Below are 16936 nucleotides of genomic sequence, written 5' to 3' on the forward strand. Positions count from 1 at the left end.
CGCCCGTCGCGCCTTCCATGCCCCAGCGATGAGCCACTATATCTTGGACTTATGATCTCGCAACCCTACAGCGGTACGGGAAGCGGGAAGATGGCCGGGGTCGGATCGGAGTTCAATCGCGTCTGGAGTTCGGACTTTGGCGCGCTGCGACTTGCGGAACAGAGTGAGCCTGGGAGGCTGTTCGGTCACGCGACGGGACTCACGCCGCCGCCGGATCGGTGCCGAACAACAGCGCGAGCCCTTGAAGAACCTCTCGCAGGTGGGCGTGGCTCAGCGCGCCCAGCGGCCGGCCCAAGCGCGCCCGATCGATGGTGAGCAACTGCGTCACGTTGACTACGCAGGCACGTGGCAGGTTCGCCTCACCCTTCCGCAGCCGGACGTTCCCCGGCATCGCCGCGAGCCGGAGATTCGACGTGACGGCCGCTACGACTGTCGTCGCGATGGCACTGCGGTTGAATCGGTCATGCTGCACGATCACCGCCGGTCGACGGCCACGAGGCTCGGATCCCTCGCCCTTGAATCCGAGCCAGTAGACCTCTCCCTGGTGTATCACCACCGCTCGCTCTCCCAATTTATGCCAAGTTGAGCCAGCTCCTGCGCCTCGCGGCGTTGTTCTTCGCGCACCGACTCGTCAGCAAAGAGGGCATCGAGTCGCCGGGTCACCTCGGCATCGCGCCGCGCGCGCACGACGAGGCGCAAGACGCGGCTGATGAATCGGCTGCGCGACTCGCCGCGTTCGCGTGCGGCGCGATCCACTTCTTCCAAGATATCCTCGGGTACCGCAATCGCCGTCTTTCGATGTGCCATGGTATTCACTCTGGTATTCTTTTTGTGCATACCCTACCTGAACCATCTCGGCAAGCACGCGTCTCCACGCCCGCGCAACACTTTCGGCGATCGCTTGGCTATGCTCCCACTCTCCAACGCCCGAGCGAACTGATCGTGGAGGCGAGTGATAGGGTAGTGCGGCTGCAACGCAACCCTGGTAAGATGTCGCGTACGCGGGAGGTTGTTTATGGATTACGTGAAACTCGGCCGCAGCGGCCTGAAGGTCAGCCGCTTATGTCTTGGCACGATGAATTTCGGGCCCCTCACCAACGAACCCGACAGCTTCGCCATCATGGACAAGGCGTTGGAACTCGGCATCAACTTCTTCGATACCGCCAACGTCTACGGGTGGAAAACCGGTGGGGGCATCACCGAACAGATCGTCGGCCGCTGGCTGGCCCAGGGCGGCGGCCGGCGTGAACGCGTGGTCTTGGCGACAAAAGTGTACGGCCGCATGGGCGAAGGCCCGAACGAGCGCGGCCTGTCCGCCTACCACATCAAGCGCGCCTGCGACGAGAGCCTCCGGCGCTTGCAGACCGATCACATCGACCTCTACCAGATGCACCACATTGACCGGGACACGCCCTGGGAAGAGACCTGGCAAGCGCTGGAGCAACTCGTGCGTGCGGGGAAAGTGCTCTATGTCGGCAGCAGCAACTTCGCGGCGTGGAACATCGCTCAGGCAAACGGCCTGGCGGCCCAGCGTCACTTCATGGGTCTGGTATCCGAGCAAAGCCTCTACAACTTGAATGCGCGGACGATCGAGCTGGAGGTCATCCCGGCGTGCGCCGCTCTGGGGCTCGGCGTCATCCCGTGGAGTCCCCTGGGCGGCGGCTTGCTGGGCGGCATCTTGCGAAAAGTCTCCGAAGGCCGACGCGCCTCCGAGCGCATCCAGAAGGCCGTCGAGAAGCTTCGCGCCCAATTGGAGGCGTACGAGAACTTCTGTCGAGAAATGGGCGAACAGCCCGCCGATATCGCCGTGGCCTGGCTGCTGCACCACCCGGTGGTAACGGCCCCCATCATCGGGCCGCGCACGATGGAGCAGTTCACCGGCAGCATGCGCGCCCTGGAAATCAAGTTGGCGCCCGACGCGCTCGCTAAGCTGGACAAGATCTGGCCCGGCCCTGGAGGCCCAGCCCCGGAGGCGTACGCCTGGTAGCTGGTGGGATAAAGACGCTGGGGGCGAGCCTTCGAGAACTCAAAGACAATTCACGAATCACTCGTCACGCCTCACGACCGAGTTTCTCCCGCTCTGGTCGATCATGGCGCGGAGGACTTCCATGCGCGCGCGAATGGCCGGCGTCTGATCCAGCTCGTCGGTTGTCACCGGTAAGCGATAGCTCCAGTTGCGGCGATTGATGGTTGCCGGCGTATTGATGCGCTCGGGCCAGCCGAAGAGATCCTGGATCGGAAGAATGGTCAGAACCGAACCAGCCTCGTACAGACTGTGTAAGAGCGCGAGGTACAGATCAGGACTCAAGGGAAGTCCTGAGTCCTGAGTGCTGAGTCCTGAGTCCTGAGCCTGCCCTGAGCCCAGTCGAAGGGTGCTGGGTCCTGAGTCGGCAACATCTCGGGACGGGAGCGCAGCTTGCCGCTCCTTTTCGCTCAACCCTTCCCACCACACCGCCAGCGTGTCGGTGTCGTGCGTCCCGGTTGTCGCAACCGACAACTCTGGATAGGATCGCGGATCGATGTACGCGCCGTCGTGCGTCTCCCAGCGAAACACCTTGTAGCCTGGGATACCGAGTTGCGTCAGCGATTCTCGCACCCACATTGGAACCGTCCCCAGATCTTCCGCGATCACCCCGGCAACTCCGCCGGCTTCGTCCAGGAGCGCGCCGAGCAGATCGCGGCCCTGGATCAACTGTTCCTCCGTCTCCTGAGGCACGAAGCCTGAGGTGCCACCGTCAGTTACGGGAATGGCATAGGTCCGGAACAGGCCGACGAGATGATCGACGCGGAAGAGATCGTACAACTGGCGCGCTTGTCGGGCACGTTGCCGCCACCAGCCGTAGCCGCTGCGCCGCATCTGCACCCAATCGTAGAGCGGCAAGCCCCATTGCTGCCCGCTCGGGCTGAACGCATCCGGCGGTGCGCCAGCCGAGCTGCTCAGATCGAAAAGCTCCCGATGCGCCCAGACGTCAGCGCTGTCGCGTCCGCACACAAACGGCAGGTCACCTTTGATCAGCACCCCGCGCCGCGCGGCATGCGCGCGGACCTCATTCCACTGCTCGGCAGCAATCCATTGCAGATATTGAGCGAAGCGAACCCTTTGGGTCAGGCGTGACGCCGCTTGCCGCAGGGCAGCGGTATCGCGCTGCCGCAACTCTTCCGGCCAGGTTTCCCAACTGGCCCAGTCGAATCGCTCCTTGAGCGCACGGAACCGCGCGTAGTCCTCGATCCACCACGATTGCGTCCGGCAAAAGCTTTCGAAACGCGCCCTCCGCTCCGGCTCGGCTTGCGCCTCGAACTGCTGGAAACCCAGCTCCAGCAGATGCAGCTTCAGCGCATACAGCGCCTGCCGTTGGCGGTGGCGCGACCGGCGCAAGCGCTGCAACCGCCGCCGCACCGAAATGGCATTCAGCCACTCCGGCGCGACACGGCTGCTACTGATGTCGCTAACCTTGGAGGTGGAGATGTACGTCGGGTCGATGGCAAAGGCGCTGAGCGCATTGTACGGACTGGCTTCGCCGGGACCGCTCTCGTTGATCGGCAAGAGTTGCACCACGCGCTGGTGCCAGCGGTCCAGCCAATCGATGAACGGAATGAGATCGAGGATGGTCCCGCTGCCAGTGTCGTGGGCCCCGCGCAGCGCGAACAGCGGGATGGCTATGCCGGCCGCGCGCGAAAAGTGCTGGCGCTCTGGCATCGAAGCCGCCGGCCGTCAGCCCTGCCCGCTCATTCGATCACGATCTCCGGCTCCAGCGTCACCTCCGACTGCAGCGAGTTGGAGATGTAGCAGTTCTTTTCAGCCATCTTGAGGACGCGCTCCGCCCGCCCGCGATCGACGTCTGGCCCGATGGTAACCTTCGGCTTGACGACGATCCGTGTGATCACCGGCCCTCGTCCCTCGACCTTCTCGAGGGTGCCGGTTGCGGTGGCCGAATACTTGCGGAACGGCAGCTTCGAGTTGGCCGCGATGGCGATGAAGGTCGCCATCACGCACGCGTTTACCGCACCGACACAGAGCTGCTCCGGAGACCACACGTCTTCCGCCCCCCCGAACTCGGGCGGAGCTCCGATCGCAATCGTCGGCCGTTGGGGCGCCGCCAGCGTTCCCCGGCGATCTGCCGTCCACTCGACTTGAGCTTCGTAGTGATGTGCTTGGTCGGCCATTTGTGAACTTCCTCCCTCAGTGCTGAGTGCTGAGTCCTGAGTGCTGAGTCTCTTGTTCCGTCGCTCTACTCACTGCGGATCGAAGCGGTTCAAACCGTTACCCGACGACACGACACCGGCGGTTCCAACCGCCTCGTGTGCCGTCAGCGCTTCGAGGACCGCGCGGTCCTCAGCGGTATTGGCCAGAAACCGTCGCCCATCCGCCAGGCGGCCGATGACGATTCCCTTGGTGGGCTGTCCCTCACGGCCATAGAGCACCGTGTAGGTCTCGATCTGCGCTCTGCCGCTCGGTTCGGTCACCAGTTCCGGGTGCGGAGCGCGGTCGATCTCCGCTTGATACGTCGCAGGTTCCTGACGGATCCACGGCCCCGGCTTCGTTTCGGTACTGTAGATACCGACCGCATGCTTGGTCATGTACCAACCCAGCCCCGTCACCAGTCCTTTGGTGCCCGGTGCGGCGCGAAGTTTCCTCAACATGGTGGCAATACCGTGCATAGTATAGTTGTTCCCCGGACCTCCATGATAGGGGAGGCCGCCAGTAACGGTGAGATCTCGGAGGTCATCCGCCGCAATGCCCAACATATCACGGCCGATTTGCACAGCGCACGGGAAGCAGCTGTAGAGATCGAAATAGTCGATCTGGGCGATATCGACGCCTGCCATCGCCAGCGCCTTTTGACCGGCAAGCCGGATGGCCGGTGCGCTGTGATAGTTCACACGCTCGGACACGAACCACAAGTCGTGGGCATCACCGCAACCCGTGAGGTACACCCAGCGGGACGGATCGATACCCAACTCACGGGCGCCGGCAACCGAGGTCATGAGCACGGCGGCCGATTGATCGACGTCGATGATCGCGTTCATGTACTTGGGATACGGAAACGCGATGAGCCGATTGCCGGGGGTGACCGTGGTAATCTCGGCGGGCGTCCGCTCCTGCCGAAACCACGCATACGGGTTCTGCGCCGCCACCGCCGAGAATCGGCTGCACAACACGCCGAGCCGCTCGCGATGTGCGGCCAAACTGAGGCCGTAATGTGCGCGCAAGGCGTTCTCGAACAGCGGGTAGATTTGCGTCGGCATCTGCAATCCGTGGTTCATCTCCTGGTCACTGGTGCCCATGCGCGGGTCACCCAGCACGGTGGGGGTGCCAGAGCCGTTCGTGATCCAGTGGAGTTCCGTCCCCAGGCGCCGTGCCCGCATCAACGTGTGCACCGCCTCGGCACCGGCAAGCAGCGCCAGCCGCACACGTCCCGCAGCGATCTGTGCCGCGGTTTCGTTGACCAGCCACTGTGGGGTATTGCCTCCGACCGTCGTGTACAGCTCCTCGCGAGGATGCGCTTCGAGCCGCTCCGCCAGCAGGCGCGGCGCATTGCCGTAGTGCCAGGCGAGCATGTTGACCACGGCAACACGATCAACCTGCGCCAGCAATCGGGCCTCCGCACCGGCATCCGCCGCCGCCCGCCGCGCCGTTTCAACCATCATCGCGAGCGGCTCCTTGGCCGCTGCGGGTTCAACGTCGCGCTGCGTCAGCTGACCCGCGCCGATCAGTATGGGTGTCCGGTCTTCCACCATATCGTGCCTCGTGTCCGTGAATCGTGTTCGTCCTATCCCCTTCACGCCGCCCTCGCGCCGTCGACGTCTTCAGAGTCATCTCCTCCGAGCACGACTCGCGAGCCCCGCTCACGATTGGTATCGCGCTTCGTCGCCGACGGCAACTCGGAGTCGCAACCGGCTGACGAGACGACAATCGTGGCCTTGAGACCAGTGGTCTCATCCCGGCAAAGGCGATAGGAGAGATGTAGAGGAGCGCGGCGGATGAAGAATCAATTCCTGGTCGGCAGGAACACCTACCTGCGCCCGCTGGAGCGCCAGGATGCGTCGCTGATCGTGCAGTGGCTCAATGATCCTGAAGTCACACGCACCCTGGCAATCTATCGTCCCATCAACCTCCAAGCCGAAGAGGAATTCATCGCCATGATCTATGAAAGCGAGTCTGAGTTCGTCCTCGGCATCACGGCCCAGGATTCCGACGGGCTGATCGGGGTCACCGGCCTGCATAGGATGGATTTCAAGAACCGTCACGCCAACTTTGGCATAGCCATCGGCGACAAGGACCAGTGGGGAAAGGGTTACGGCACCGAGGTGACCTCCCTCATGCTCCGGCACGCCTTCGAGGGTCTGAACATGAACCGCGTCTGGCTCCACGTCTATGAAAACAACGTGCGCGGCATCAAGACGTACGAAAGGACCGGCTTCAGGAAAGAGGGCCTGCTCCGACAGGAACGATACTCCGAAGGTCGCTACTGGGACACCATCGTAATGGCGATCCTCCGTGAGGAGTGGGACGCGCTGCAGCCGCGGCGATGAGGCTTACGGCCAGTCTCCACCCAACAGGTTGACGCTCTTGGTCGCCAACGAGCCACCATCAACCAGGAAGGCGGCGCCGGTAACGAACGACGACTCGTCCGAGGCGAGGAACAAGACAACGTTGGCGATCTCCTCCGGTTTGCCGAGGCGGCCGAGCGGATGCGCCTTCACCATACGCTCGCGCAAGCCGTCGACGGCTGCGGCCAGCGCCAGGGTGGGAGGCGTAGCGACCCCGCCGGGACAAACACAGTTCGCTCGGATGTTATAGCGCGCGTATTCGATCGCCGTGGAACGGGTGAGGCTGATCACGGCGGCTTTGGCCGCGCCGTAGGCCGACAGACCGTATTCGGCCATGATCCCGGCGGCGGATGAGGTGTTGATGATGACGCCGCCGCCCTGCTCCATCATGACCGGGAGCGCAAACTTCGTGGCCAGGAACGGTGCCGTCAAGTTGACCGCAACGGTGCGGTTCCACGCCTCGATCGTCATGTCGGTCACGATCCCCAACGCCCCGCTGGTGGCGTTGTTGTGCAAGATATCGAGGCGACCGAACGTGTCGACGGCGTGCCGGACCATCGCCTCCGCATCGGCGGGCTCGGCAACGTCGGCAGCGCAGGCGGACGCCTGACCACCCTGCGCCTGGATCTCGCCGACGACCCGACGCATCCCTTCTTGGTTGATGTCGACCACCACGACCTTGGCGCCTTCCTGCGCAAAGCGTTTGGCAGTCGCCTCACCAATCCCCGAGGCGCTCCCCGTAATCAGCGCGACCTTGCCGGCAAACCGTCCACCCATGGTTGACTCCTCCCTCAAGCCGATACATCACGACAACCGCTACTTGACAAGCGAACAACGGAGTGAAAGGCGGGGCTGAGAACAAAGAGAAAGGCGACTGGGGAAGGGATATGCCACGTCTTTTTCATGACCAGCCTCTCGTCTCCAGTTTCTAGCCCCTTGAGGAGTTCCATGGACGACTTGAACAAGAGACTCGATGACCTCGCAGGGCGGGTACAGGCCCTGGAGGACGAACTCGCGATCCATCGCCTGATCGTGCGCTATGGCTTCGCCGTCGACATCGGCGACGCCGACCATGCGGCCAAACTGTTTACGGAAGACACGGTCTATGACGTAGATGTCGGTGTGATGCGCGGCCGCAAAGGGATACGCGACATGGTGTTGAACGATCCACACCACAGCCTGGTGGGCAACTGTGCACACCAGATCGGCCCCGCCGTGGTCGAAGTGAACGGGGACCGCGCGGTCGCCACCGGCTACTCGCGCGTGTACCTGCGCCAAGGCGACGGCTTCGAGGTCTTTCGCGTCAGCTTCAACCGCTTTGAGCTGGAACGCCGCGGCCGACAATGGCAGATCGCCCATCGCACCACGCGTTTGCTCGGACATGCGGAGGCCAAAACGATATTCGCCGCTGCGCTGGAATGAACGTGATCGGAGGGAGCCCATGCGACTCAAGAACAAGGTAGCCATCGTCACCGGTGGAGCCCGCGGCATCGGCGCGGGCATTGCTCGCTGTCTGGCGGCGGAGGGCGCCCGCCTGGCGTTGATCGACTTGGACGGCCCGGAAGCACAGGCCACGGCAGCCACACTCGGGGTCGAGGCCATTGGCCTGGCAGCCGACGTCTCACAGGAAACACAGGCCAGCGCCGCGGTTGAACGAGTGATCGATCACTTCGGTGGGCTCGATATCCTGGTCAACAATGCTGGAGGCGGCGGTCCAAACAGTATGAGCTCGGTTGGTAGTCCGTTTACGCGCATCGATCAGGCCGGATGGGACGATCAAATTGCCACCAATCTGCGTACGACTTTTGCGATGTCGAAAGCGGCCATCCCGCCCTTGCAGCAACGTGGCGGCGGTTCGATCGTCAACGTCGCTTCCATTGCCGGCCTCATCGCCGCGGTGCCAATCCCGGCATACGGCGCCGCCAAAGCCGGTGTCATCTCGCTGACCAAAAGCCTGGCGCTGGAGCTGGCGGCGCACAACATCCGCGTCAATGCCATTTGCCCTGGCTATCTGTGGACGCGGGCGTGGGAAATGCTGGCCATGATGTTGAAAATGGGCACGGCACAGTACGCCGATATGGAGCTGCGCGATATCTTTCTGGACCAGGTGAAGCGCGGCGTCCCACTCGGCCGCGAGCAGACACCGGAAGACATTGGTAAACTGGCCGTTTTCCTCAGCAGCGCCGACGGCGAGAACATCACCGGTCAGGCAATTGCCGTCGATGGCGGCATCACGCTGCGCGTCGGAACGTCATGACGGCAGGCGCAACCCGGCCCGTCCCGCAAGAAGGCGACAGCAGGCTGGCGCGCCGAACCGTCCTGGCAATCTGTGGAATGCTGGGTTACCAGGGCTACACGATGGCGATCAACAGCATTGGTGCGCCATGGATCGCGAAGAGTTTTGACCTGGGCGAATCGGGAATTGCGACACTCTACGCCTGGATCTCCATATCGGCACTCGGCGCGCTCGCCCTGTCGCGGGCGGCGGACCGCATCGGGCGCCGCCGCATCCTACTCTGCTGCATGGTGACGACACCGCTCTGTGCGCTCGGCGCCGCGCTTTCGCAGGACAGAATCCTGTTCACCGTCTGCGAGGTTTTTCTCTACGCCTTCATCGGCGCGACCATCTCGAGCTCGGTCGTGATGTTGGCCGAGGCGCTACCGATCGCCGAGCGCGCCAGGGGCCAGAGCTACGGCGGGCTCGCCATGGGTTTAGGGAGCGGCGTGTGCGTGCTGCTCATGCCACTGCTGGAGCACGCCGGCTATTCGTGGCGCTGGTTGTTAGTGATCTCGGCGGGCGGGCTGTTAGCCCTGCCACTCGCCGTCCGCATGCTGCCGGAGAGCCAGCGCTGGGAGCACGCCACGGCCAACGGCACCATGCGTGGCAGCAGTTTCGTTGACGCCTTTCGGCACCGCTACCGGCGCCGTACCGTCCCCATCATGTCATGCGCGCTGATGAGCGCTATTTCGGCCACTGCCATCACCGGATGGAGTTACTTTCATGCGGTCTCCGTCGTTGGTCTGTCTGCTGCAGCCGCCAGCATGATGATCTTGATCGGCGGCGGCCTCGGCATGACCGGGTTCGCGCTGGGCGCGTGGGGATGCGAATCCTTCGGCCGAGTACCGACGGTGGTGACTTCCGGGTTGGCGGTTGTGGCGGGAGCTCTCTTCTTCTATTGGGGGCCGCCAGCGCATTTTATTTCCCCAGCACTGTGGCTCGGCGCCGGGTTCTGTTGGTTCACGACCGCTGCCAACACCGCCATGGTGGGCGGCAACGCCGCAGCCACTGAACTCTTCCCGACGACGCTGCGCGGCACAATGATCGGTTGGTTTACCCTGATCAACGCCATCGGCGCCGTCTCAGCACAGGGCGCCATTGCGCTGCTGGCGCTGCCGCTGGGCGGCCTTTCCAATGTCGTCGGCTATCTCGCCATGCTCAGTGTACCCAGCGCTATCATCTTCGGCCTCTTCATCGACGAAACCCGCGGCCTGTCACTCGAGGTTGCAGCGAAAGAACAGGGGATGGGGGTTGGGGATTAGCCAGGCGAACTGGCGCGAACAAAGGGCGGCCTTGTGGGCCGCCCTTTTCTGAACTCTCAACTATCGGCGCGAGGCGCGCCTCGCTAATGCTTCAGCTTCTCGAGTTCTTCCTTCAACTCGGGCACGGCTTTGAAGAGATCGGCGACCAATCCGTAGTCGGCCACCTGGAAGATCGGCGCCTCCTCGTCCTTGTTGATGGCAACGATCGTCTTGGAATCCTTCATGCCGGCGACGTGCTGGATGGCGCCGGAGATGCCGACGGCGATGTACAAATCGGGCGCAACCACCTTGCCCGTTTGCCCGATCTGCAGATCGTTCGGTACGAAGCCTGCATCGACAGCGGCGCGGCTCGCGCCCATGGCGGCACCGAGGACGTCGACCAGCGGCTCCAACACGGTCTTGAAATTCTCGGCCGACTTCAAGGCGCGCCCACCGGAGACGATGATACGCGCTTCCGTCAGCACCGGGCGGTTCGATTTGGTCTCGCTGAAGCTGACAAACTTGACGGCTTGCGCAGCGGCGTCGAGGCTGATGCTCACCTTCTCGATTTCGGCCTTGCCGCCCCCTTTGGTGGCGGGATCCATCGCGGTCGCACGGACAGTCACCACCTTGGGCGAGCCTTCCAGCTTCACCGTGGCGACGGCGTTCCCGGCATACATGGGACGCTCGAAAGTGCCGTCGGCATTGAAGGTGACGACCTCACTGGCCATGCCGGCCCCGAGCAAGGCAGCGGCACGCGGCAGCAGATCCTTCCCGGCAGCCGTGGCGGCGGCCACGATAATCTCGACGCCCTTCTCTTTGACCAGTTGCGTAACCGCCGCGGCATACGTGCCCGCCAGATAATGCTCGAAAGCGGCATCATCGACAGAGAACACTTTCTTGACCCCGTACTCGGCCAGTTCGTTGGCCAGGGCATCGATACCTTTGCCGAGGATAACGGCGTAACAGTCGCCGCCGACGATGCGGGCCGCTTCTTTGCCCGCCGCAATGGCAACCTGTGTCGATTTCGGAAATTTATGGTGTTGGTGTTCAGCGAATACGAGAACGTTTCCCATTGTACACTCCCGCTCAGATGACTTTGGCTTCGGTGTGAAGGACTTGCACCAGCTCCTGCACGCTGCCGACCTTGCGACCCGCTTGCCGGGCCGGTGGCGGTGCGAGCTTGAGCACCTTCGCTTTGGGCGTCACATCCACCCCCATACTGTCGACGGGGATTTCCTTCATCTCCTTCTTGCGGGCCTTCATGATGCCGGGCAGTGACGCATAGCGCGGCGTGTTCAGGCGCAAGTCCACGGTGACGACAGCCGGCAAAGGAAGCTGAATCGTTTCGAGTCCGCCATCGACCTCGCGTGCCACCTGGGCGCCCTTGCCGTCGGAGATCACAACCCCCGGAATCCCTTTCTTCTCGTTCTCCGAGTCGAGGCCCTCGGCCTTCGAGGCGAAGGTGGCCTGTGGCCAGCCCAGCAGCGCCGCAAGCATCTGGCCCGTCTGGTTGGCGTCGTCATCGATGGCCTGCTTCCCCATCAGCACCAGATCGGCCTTTTCGTCGCGGGCGATCTTCTCGAAGATCCGAGCCACGGCCAGGGAATCCAGTTCCTGCTCTGCCAAGACCAAGATGGCGCGGTCGGCTCCCATGGCGAGGCCGGTACGCAGTTGCTCCGACGACGCCTTGCCGCCGACGCTGACCAACACCACCTCCGCTTCACCGCCCTTGCCCTTCAGCCGCAGAGCTTCTTCGATGCCGATCTCGTCGAACGGATTGACCACGTACTTGAGGTTCTCAGTAACAATACCGCTCCCGTCCGGTTTCACCTTAATGGCGGCGTTCGGATCGGGTACACGCTTCACCGTTACAAGAATTTTCACGAAAGGCCTCCTCGGGGGGTATTAAAAAAGACGCCGTTCGCTACCACAGTGGGTAGCGAGTTTCAAGCTGAGGCATCTACGTCTCAAGGTTCATTGCTCGCCGTCGAAGCCCAGCCGGGTTGACAGCTCGCGACCGGCCTTCAACATCAGGGGCACAATCTCCTTGTCGAGGCGTTCCTGGGACAGGCGGTACGCCGGTCCCGAGACTGCCAGGCTGCCGACGACCACCCGCGTGTAATCGCGGATGGGTACGGCAACAGAACGAACGTCCTCGATGTGCTCTCCCAGGTCGACGGCGTAGCCGTTCTCGGCAATCTTCTTGAGCTGCTGCGTCAGCGCCTGCCGCTCGACCACTGTCTTTTCGGTGAACTTCGGCAAGGCCTCTGGCAGTGAGTTGCGCATCTCGTCATCGGCGAAAGCCAGATGCATCTTGCCTACGGCCGTGCAATGCAGTGGAAGGGGATCACCAATACGCGACACCATACGCACCGCCTGCTCGGCTTCGACAGCATCGAGGGTAACAGCGCTGCCGTCCCGCATGACGGTGATAAACGCCGTCTCACGTGCCGCCTTCGCGACCTGGCTCATCACCGGCCGCGCCTGGCGCAGCAACCCCGTTTGCACCACAAACCGCTGCCCTAGGCGGAGACAGCGTAAGCCGAGCCGGTAGTTCTCGGTGGCCTTGTTCTGCTCGATATATCCGCGAGCCTCCAGGGTGGCCAGTAGGCGAAAGACATTGTTCTTGTGAAGCTTGAGTCGTTTGCTCAGCTCCGTCACTCCCAATTCGTCCGGCTCACCCGTGAACTGCTCGAGGACGTCCAGCGCGTGCGACACGGACTGGATGATGTAATTTGTTTTCTCACGCCGAACCATCAGACCTCCGATTTCCGAAAGGTGTTTTACTAGTGAGTTCTCCGACCGATGTCAACTTGCGGCAGCAGGCAGGGCGAGGTGGAGCGCGGCAGCGCGCAGCCGGCAGTGTCCCATCCCGGTCTGGCGGGCGGATCTCTCCTTGCAAATGCGTTCCGGCCTTTTGTACGATACCCCGCAGGCTCAGAACTCTGGCCGCGAAAGATGAATCCTTTCTCGATCCTCAACCCGACGGCGAGCGTGCCACTGGTGCTGACGTGCGAACACGCCTTCTGCGCCGTTCCCATCGAATACGACGACCTGAATCTCGATACCGAACACCTCACCGAACACATTGGTTGGGACATCGGTGCGCGTGAAGTGACGGATACCCTGGCGAGCCATTTCGGCGCCACGGCCGTGCTGGCGGGAGTCTCGCGCCTGGTGATCGACTGCAACCGGGACCTGACGGACCACGCCCTGATTGTGGCGGAGGTCCACGGCGTGAAGCACGGGCTGCGGTACCTGGAGGTGGAAATCAACAACCGCCTCTTGCGGACGCCGGGCGACAGCGCACGTATCGCTGCCGCCTTGGCTCGGGCGCTCTCGCCGTGTATTGAACGCTGATGCGCATCATCCTCGTGGGCCAAGCGGCTTTCGCTGAACAGGTGCTCGATAGGCTCCGTGAGCGTCAGCACGACGTGCTCGCCGTGTATTGTCCGCCGGACAGCGGTGAGCGGATCGACCCCGTCAAAGCCCGCGCCTTGGCCGTGGGCATCCCGGTGCGCCAGCACCAGTCACTGAAAGGCCCGGAGGTGCAACGCGAGTTTGCCGACCTGGGAGCAGACCTGGCCGTGCTCGCCTACGTCACCCAGATTGTCCCGCGCAGCATCTTCGAGGCGCCGCGACTCGGAAGCCTTTGCTTCCATCCCTCGCTCCTGCCGCGCTACCGCGGTGGCAGCGCCATCAACTGGCAAATCATCAAGGGAGAGACGCAGACCGGCGTGTCGGTGTTCTGGGTGGACGCCGGCATCGACACGGGCCCGATCTTGCTGCAGAGGACGGCAGTGATCCGTCCAACCGACACGTCCGGATCCTTGTACTACGACACGCTCTTTCCGCTCGGCGTAGACGCGGTCGTCGAGGCCGTCGAACTGGTTGCGGCCGGGAAGGCGCCGCGCGTCGTGCAGGACGAGGCGCAGGCGACCTACGACCCGCTGTGTCGCGACGAACACGCTGCAATCGATTGGTCGCGACCCGCCGCTACGCTCTACAACCTCATCCGTGGCTGCGACCCTCAACCCGGTGCCCACACCATGCTGAACGGCCGACCACTACGGCTGTACGATGCCGCCATCGTCCACGGGCGGAAGCTTCGGCCCGGGGTGATCGACGAGATCTCGGCTGACGGATGGCTCGTCGGCACGGGTGACGGCGGCATTCGCGTGAAACGCGTCCGGGCTGGAGACAAGAAGGTCGATGCCGGCACATTTGCCACCACGCACGCGGTCGCAGCCGGCACTGCTCTCGGCACCTGAGCCCATGACTGCCGCGTGGGGACTAGCTGATTAGACAAAACCCGGGGCACTGACTGGGACAAATCCTCCTGAGCCTCTACGTACCGCTCGCACTGCCAGATCATTCGAGCATTGCATGTCGGTCACGGCCGTCTGCACGCCCACCCTCCTTACCTCAAGCCAGGGCGCCGTCAAATCGAACGCCGTACCGTGAACGCAGAGATCGAGAGCCTCAATGGGAAAGAGAGCAAGAAGGGTCTTCGTCCATGAAGGAGAGGGTCAGGGTGAGGGAGGAAGATGTCCGCGAAGGCGTTGCCGTGGCCGGTGATCGCGAGGATCGAGCCCGTGGTCGCCGTCTCTCAGGGTCCGGGTACAACCGACAACCCGGGATGGGAGAGAGATGCGGGTTTGCTGGCGGCGCGTTTCAGGACGCCGAGGTAGCCCTTATCCACGCACGCTCCCTCCAGCACGCCACGGTCGCGAAGGATGCGATGCATGCGCGGCAGGTTGTAGTGGGGAACGGTCATGATGAGGTGATGTTCGAGGTGATAGTTCACGTAGTTGGGCGCGACGAAAAGACGTTCCCACCAGCATGCGAGCGTGGTGCGAGTGTTGCGCAGCGGATCATTCGGATCGGGAATCATCGCGTGTTCGGCGATCGAACGCAGGCGCACGACCAGATGGTGGGTGGTGAACCACGCGCCGATCCACAGCAGGTAAAGCGCGGCGTGCCCGCAGGCCGCCAGCATGCCGAACAAGAGGAGGTTCGTAATCGCCACGCCGCGCAGGTTGCGCCAGCTGCCGTTGGCACCGAACTGCTGGACGTTCATTCCCACACCGAGATCGCGCGCCAGTGTGTATTTCACCCGCTTCCACGCCGTTTGCCCGCTGAGATCGCGCCAGATCTTGCGCCGCATGCTCGCCCAGGTCACCGGAAACGGCGTGGCGAGATTCAGGTCGGGATCCTCTGGTGTCCAGTTCTTGGCGTGATGCTGCAGGTGGTAGCGCCGGTACGGGCCAATATCGCTCCACACGGGATAGGCGCACAGCCAGTTGCCCACCGTGTCGTTGACCGTACGCTGTTTAAACAGTGTGCGGTGGGCGGCTTCGTGCATCAGGACGGCGAAGCCCAGTTGGCGCACGCCGATGACGGCGAGTGCGAGCAGGACGGTGAACGGATTCGGAAAGCGGGCGACCAGGGCAAGCGAAGCGAACACCAGTCCCCAGTTCGTGATGACCGAGGCCCACGAACGCCAGTCATTCATCTGCCGCAATTCCTGAATTTCCGCCCGTGTCAACTTCTGGAGCCAGCGCTTCGAGTCACCCGCCGCCAGCTCCGCCGCATCGACAACCGGCGCTTCCATATCGTTCATGCCGCGTCTCCTTGCCTGGTTCGGATCAATTGCAGTCGCCGTTGGCGAGCCGGCGGCGTCCCCTCAGCAACCTGACGCAGGAAGGACAACCAGCACGACCTTCCCGCGCGGTCATAGCCACACATCGCCTCCACCAGGGCTTTGCGTTCGTTGGTGGGAACGAGTGGTTCGGGCAGCAACGGGTCGAGAACGATCTGCCGAATCACGCGACCGCCGAGCAGAAAGGATTCGACCAGAACCTCGCGCGGCGGCAGATCGGCCAGGCGCCGTTCACTCTGCTTCAACGCAGCGAGAGCAGACCGGTACCCGTCGCGCAACGCCGCGGTGTCCCACAGACGCCGGGCGCGCCGCTCGGCTTTGCTGTCCAAATCGCGGATGCCGAAGACCAGCCCCTTCCCATCCAGCCCAAGTTCATACAGCTGCTGCCGGACGGGCTCCACGCCGTCGGCGAGATTATCGGGTCGCAAATGGAGGCCGGCATCGAACCGCTCAAAGCCCAGGAAGCGCAGGGCACGGTCACCGTGACGGTGCGCACGCCGCTCGCTGCGCTGCACGGCCGCGGTGTGCACAGCAATCCACCCGCCGTTCCATGTGCGCGCACGCTGTTCAACGTTGCGCCACGAGGTCACCTGCTTGCCGACGGGCGCGGCTTCCTGCGCCAGTCGATACCGCCCGCGGTCGTCCTGGTCGACCATGCCCGCCGCCCGCAAGCGCGCCAGAGTCACGCGCAGGTTGTTCTCACTGATGCCGAAGAGTTCACCGGCGGCAACCAGTGCACCGACGGGCATCGAGCTCTTCGGCACGGTCGAGAGCAAATCGAGAATGAGGCTCTTCGGGGTGAGGTCCACTGGTTCGACATTACAGGTAGCGCCTGATTATGTCAAGAAATGTAATTTCATGGCGGCGTGGCTCGGCGGGCGGGACGATGGGCAAAGTCCCCAGGCCGAGATACGGCCGCTATGGCTCCCGTATCAGCTCGAGGTCGATGGTGACGGCGACGTCGTTGCCGATGACCACACCGCCACTGTCCAAGGCCTTGTTCCACTGGAGGCCAAAGTCCTGGCGGTTCAGTTTCGTGGTGGCAATGCCGCCGAGCTTGAGATTACCCGTGGGGTCTTTGAACGGCGTGGCTGACCCTTCCACATCGAGCACCACTTCCTTGGTCACGCCATGTATGGTCAGATCGCCCGCAACCTGAAACTTCGTTTCGCCCAGCTTGGTGACCTTCTTCGACTTGAA

General features: G+C 63.1%; 19 protein-coding genes. 7 read left to right on the forward strand and 12 right to left on the reverse strand.

Annotated elements, in window-relative coordinates; translation table 11 throughout:
- Positions 1-199: 199 nt before the first annotated feature.
- Both VF515_18240 and VF515_18245 read right to left on the reverse strand, forming a co-directional pair.
- The gene (locus VF515_18240; GenBank protein HEX7409571.1) at positions 200-556 is read right to left on the reverse strand and encodes a type II toxin-antitoxin system PemK/MazF family toxin; all 357 of its coding nucleotides are present in this window, start codon (positions 554-556) and stop codon (positions 200-202) included.
- Positions 550-807: a ribbon-helix-helix protein, CopG family gene (locus tag VF515_18245; protein ID HEX7409572.1), complete on the reverse strand. Its 258-nt coding sequence runs from the start codon at positions 805-807 to the stop codon at positions 550-552. The genes VF515_18240 and VF515_18245 overlap by 7 nt, the downstream gene beginning before the upstream one ends.
- 208 nt (positions 808-1015) lie before the next feature.
- Here VF515_18245 and VF515_18250 point away from each other — a divergent pair, with 208 nt between their 5' ends.
- A complete protein-coding gene (locus VF515_18250; protein ID HEX7409573.1) occupies positions 1016-1987 on the forward strand; it encodes an aldo/keto reductase in 972 nt (323 codons plus the stop codon).
- A gap of 57 nt (positions 1988-2044) precedes the next feature.
- On the opposite strand, the gene malQ is transcribed toward VF515_18250, so the two are convergent.
- The 3 genes from malQ to VF515_18265 form a co-directional block, all read right to left on the reverse strand.
- Positions 2045-3697 carry a 4-alpha-glucanotransferase gene (gene malQ, locus VF515_18255; protein ID HEX7409574.1) on the reverse strand — a complete coding sequence of 551 codons (1653 nt, stop codon included), beginning with the start codon at positions 3695-3697 and terminating at the stop codon, positions 2045-2047.
- Between the two features lie 29 nt (positions 3698-3726).
- Positions 3727-4164, reverse strand: coding sequence for an OsmC family protein (locus VF515_18260; GenBank protein ID HEX7409575.1), 438 nt, complete (start codon positions 4162-4164; stop codon positions 3727-3729).
- A 69-nt stretch (positions 4165-4233) separates the two neighbouring features.
- Complete coding sequence (locus VF515_18265; GenBank protein HEX7409576.1) at positions 4234-5739, reverse strand: acetyl-CoA acetyltransferase; 1506 nt, start codon at positions 5737-5739, stop codon at positions 4234-4236.
- A 243-nt stretch (positions 5740-5982) separates the two neighbouring features.
- Between VF515_18265 and VF515_18270 the strand changes: the two genes are divergently transcribed.
- The gene (locus VF515_18270; protein ID HEX7409577.1) at positions 5983-6534 is read left to right on the forward strand and encodes a GNAT family protein; all 552 of its coding nucleotides are present in this window, start codon (positions 5983-5985) and stop codon (positions 6532-6534) included.
- A gap of 3 nt (positions 6535-6537) precedes the next feature.
- Here the strand turns inward: VF515_18270 and VF515_18275 are convergent, their stop codons facing one another.
- Positions 6538-7329 (reverse strand): glucose 1-dehydrogenase, encoded by a 792-nt coding sequence (locus tag VF515_18275; protein HEX7409578.1) that lies wholly within the window; start codon positions 7327-7329, stop codon positions 6538-6540.
- Between the two features lie 171 nt (positions 7330-7500).
- Here VF515_18275 and VF515_18280 point away from each other — a divergent pair, with 171 nt between their 5' ends.
- Genes VF515_18280 through VF515_18290 form a run of 3 tightly spaced genes read left to right on the forward strand, consistent with a single transcriptional unit; the run spans position 7501 to position 10092 of the window.
- The gene (locus tag VF515_18280) at positions 7501-7974 is read left to right on the forward strand and encodes a nuclear transport factor 2 family protein (protein HEX7409579.1); all 474 of its coding nucleotides are present in this window, start codon (positions 7501-7503) and stop codon (positions 7972-7974) included.
- A gap of 19 nt (positions 7975-7993) precedes the next feature.
- Positions 7994-8809, forward strand: a complete 816-nt coding sequence (locus VF515_18285) for an SDR family NAD(P)-dependent oxidoreductase (GenBank protein HEX7409580.1) — start codon at positions 7994-7996, stop codon at positions 8807-8809.
- Complete coding sequence (locus VF515_18290; protein ID HEX7409581.1) at positions 8806-10092, forward strand: MFS transporter; 1287 nt, start codon at positions 8806-8808, stop codon at positions 10090-10092. Before VF515_18285 ends, VF515_18290 begins: the two co-directional genes overlap by 4 nt.
- Before the next feature lie 83 nt (positions 10093-10175).
- Here VF515_18290 and VF515_18295 read toward each other — a convergent pair whose 3' ends face one another.
- The 3 genes from VF515_18295 to VF515_18305 all read right to left on the reverse strand — a co-directional run bounded on the left by VF515_18295 (position 10176) and on the right by VF515_18305 (position 12831).
- Complete coding sequence (locus tag VF515_18295) at positions 10176-11147, reverse strand: electron transfer flavoprotein subunit alpha/FixB family protein (protein HEX7409582.1); 972 nt, start codon at positions 11145-11147, stop codon at positions 10176-10178.
- Between the two features lie 13 nt (positions 11148-11160).
- Positions 11161-11958, reverse strand: coding sequence for an electron transfer flavoprotein subunit beta/FixA family protein (locus tag VF515_18300; protein HEX7409583.1), 798 nt, complete (start codon positions 11956-11958; stop codon positions 11161-11163).
- Between the two features lie 90 nt (positions 11959-12048).
- On the reverse strand, positions 12049-12831 hold the full coding sequence (locus VF515_18305) for an IclR family transcriptional regulator (GenBank protein HEX7409584.1): 783 nt from the start codon (positions 12829-12831) through the stop codon (positions 12049-12051).
- 201 nt (positions 12832-13032) lie between these two features.
- On the opposite strand from VF515_18305, the gene VF515_18310 reads away from it, so the two are divergent.
- Together VF515_18310 and VF515_18315 are read left to right on the forward strand one after the other, a co-directional pair.
- Positions 13033-13434 carry an N-formylglutamate amidohydrolase gene (locus VF515_18310; GenBank protein HEX7409585.1) on the forward strand — a complete coding sequence of 134 codons (402 nt, stop codon included), beginning with the start codon at positions 13033-13035 and terminating at the stop codon, positions 13432-13434.
- Positions 13434-14345: a methionyl-tRNA formyltransferase gene (locus VF515_18315; protein ID HEX7409586.1), complete on the forward strand. Its 912-nt coding sequence runs from the start codon at positions 13434-13436 to the stop codon at positions 14343-14345. The genes VF515_18310 and VF515_18315 overlap by 1 nt, the downstream gene beginning before the upstream one ends.
- A gap of 338 nt (positions 14346-14683) precedes the next feature.
- On the opposite strand, the gene VF515_18320 is transcribed toward VF515_18315, so the two are convergent.
- The 3 genes from VF515_18320 to VF515_18330 all read right to left on the reverse strand — a co-directional run.
- Positions 14684-15697, reverse strand: a complete 1014-nt coding sequence (locus VF515_18320; GenBank protein ID HEX7409587.1) for a fatty acid desaturase family protein — start codon at positions 15695-15697, stop codon at positions 14684-14686.
- Complete coding sequence (locus VF515_18325) at positions 15694-16545, reverse strand: PaaX family transcriptional regulator C-terminal domain-containing protein (protein HEX7409588.1); 852 nt, start codon at positions 16543-16545, stop codon at positions 15694-15696. The genes VF515_18320 and VF515_18325 overlap by 4 nt, the downstream gene beginning before the upstream one ends.
- 109 nt (positions 16546-16654) lie before the next feature.
- Positions 16655-16936 (reverse strand): YceI family protein (locus VF515_18330; GenBank protein ID HEX7409589.1); only part of this gene is annotated, 282 nt, incomplete at its 5' end.

The sequence above is a fragment of the Candidatus Binatia bacterium genome (assembly GCA_036382395.1).
GTDB lineage: Bacteria > Desulfobacterota > Binatia > HRBIN30 > HRBIN30 > JAGDMS01.

Excerpts from the sequence above, each read along its gene's own strand:
- VF515_18245 (HEX7409572.1), bottom strand. The coding sequence starts at position 807 with ATGGCACATCGAAAGACGGCGATTGCGGTACCCGAGGATATCTTGGAA.
- VF515_18250 (HEX7409573.1), top strand. The coding sequence starts at position 1,016 with ATGGATTACGTGAAACTCGGCCGCAGCGGCCTGAAGGTCAGCCGCTTA.
- malQ (HEX7409574.1), bottom strand. The coding sequence starts at position 3,697 with ATGCCAGAGCGCCAGCACTTTTCGCGCGCGGCCGGCATAGCCATCCCG.
- VF515_18260 (HEX7409575.1), bottom strand. The coding sequence starts at position 4,164 with ATGGCCGACCAAGCACATCACTACGAAGCTCAAGTCGAGTGGACGGCA.
- VF515_18265 (HEX7409576.1), bottom strand. The coding sequence starts at position 5,739 with ATGGTGGAAGACCGGACACCCATACTGATCGGCGCGGGTCAGCTGACG.
- VF515_18270 (HEX7409577.1), top strand. The coding sequence starts at position 5,983 with ATGAAGAATCAATTCCTGGTCGGCAGGAACACCTACCTGCGCCCGCTG.
- VF515_18275 (HEX7409578.1), bottom strand. The coding sequence starts at position 7,329 with ATGGGTGGACGGTTTGCCGGCAAGGTCGCGCTGATTACGGGGAGCGCC.
- VF515_18280 (HEX7409579.1), top strand. The coding sequence starts at position 7,501 with ATGGACGACTTGAACAAGAGACTCGATGACCTCGCAGGGCGGGTACAG.
- VF515_18285 (HEX7409580.1), top strand. The coding sequence starts at position 7,994 with ATGCGACTCAAGAACAAGGTAGCCATCGTCACCGGTGGAGCCCGCGGC.
- VF515_18290 (HEX7409581.1), top strand. The coding sequence starts at position 8,806 with ATGACGGCAGGCGCAACCCGGCCCGTCCCGCAAGAAGGCGACAGCAGG.
- VF515_18295 (HEX7409582.1), bottom strand. The coding sequence starts at position 11,147 with ATGGGAAACGTTCTCGTATTCGCTGAACACCAACACCATAAATTTCCG.
- VF515_18305 (HEX7409584.1), bottom strand. The coding sequence starts at position 12,831 with ATGGTTCGGCGTGAGAAAACAAATTACATCATCCAGTCCGTGTCGCAC.
- VF515_18310 (HEX7409585.1), top strand. The coding sequence starts at position 13,033 with ATGAATCCTTTCTCGATCCTCAACCCGACGGCGAGCGTGCCACTGGTG.
- VF515_18315 (HEX7409586.1), top strand. The coding sequence starts at position 13,434 with ATGCGCATCATCCTCGTGGGCCAAGCGGCTTTCGCTGAACAGGTGCTC.
- VF515_18320 (HEX7409587.1), bottom strand. The coding sequence starts at position 15,697 with ATGAACGATATGGAAGCGCCGGTTGTCGATGCGGCGGAGCTGGCGGCG.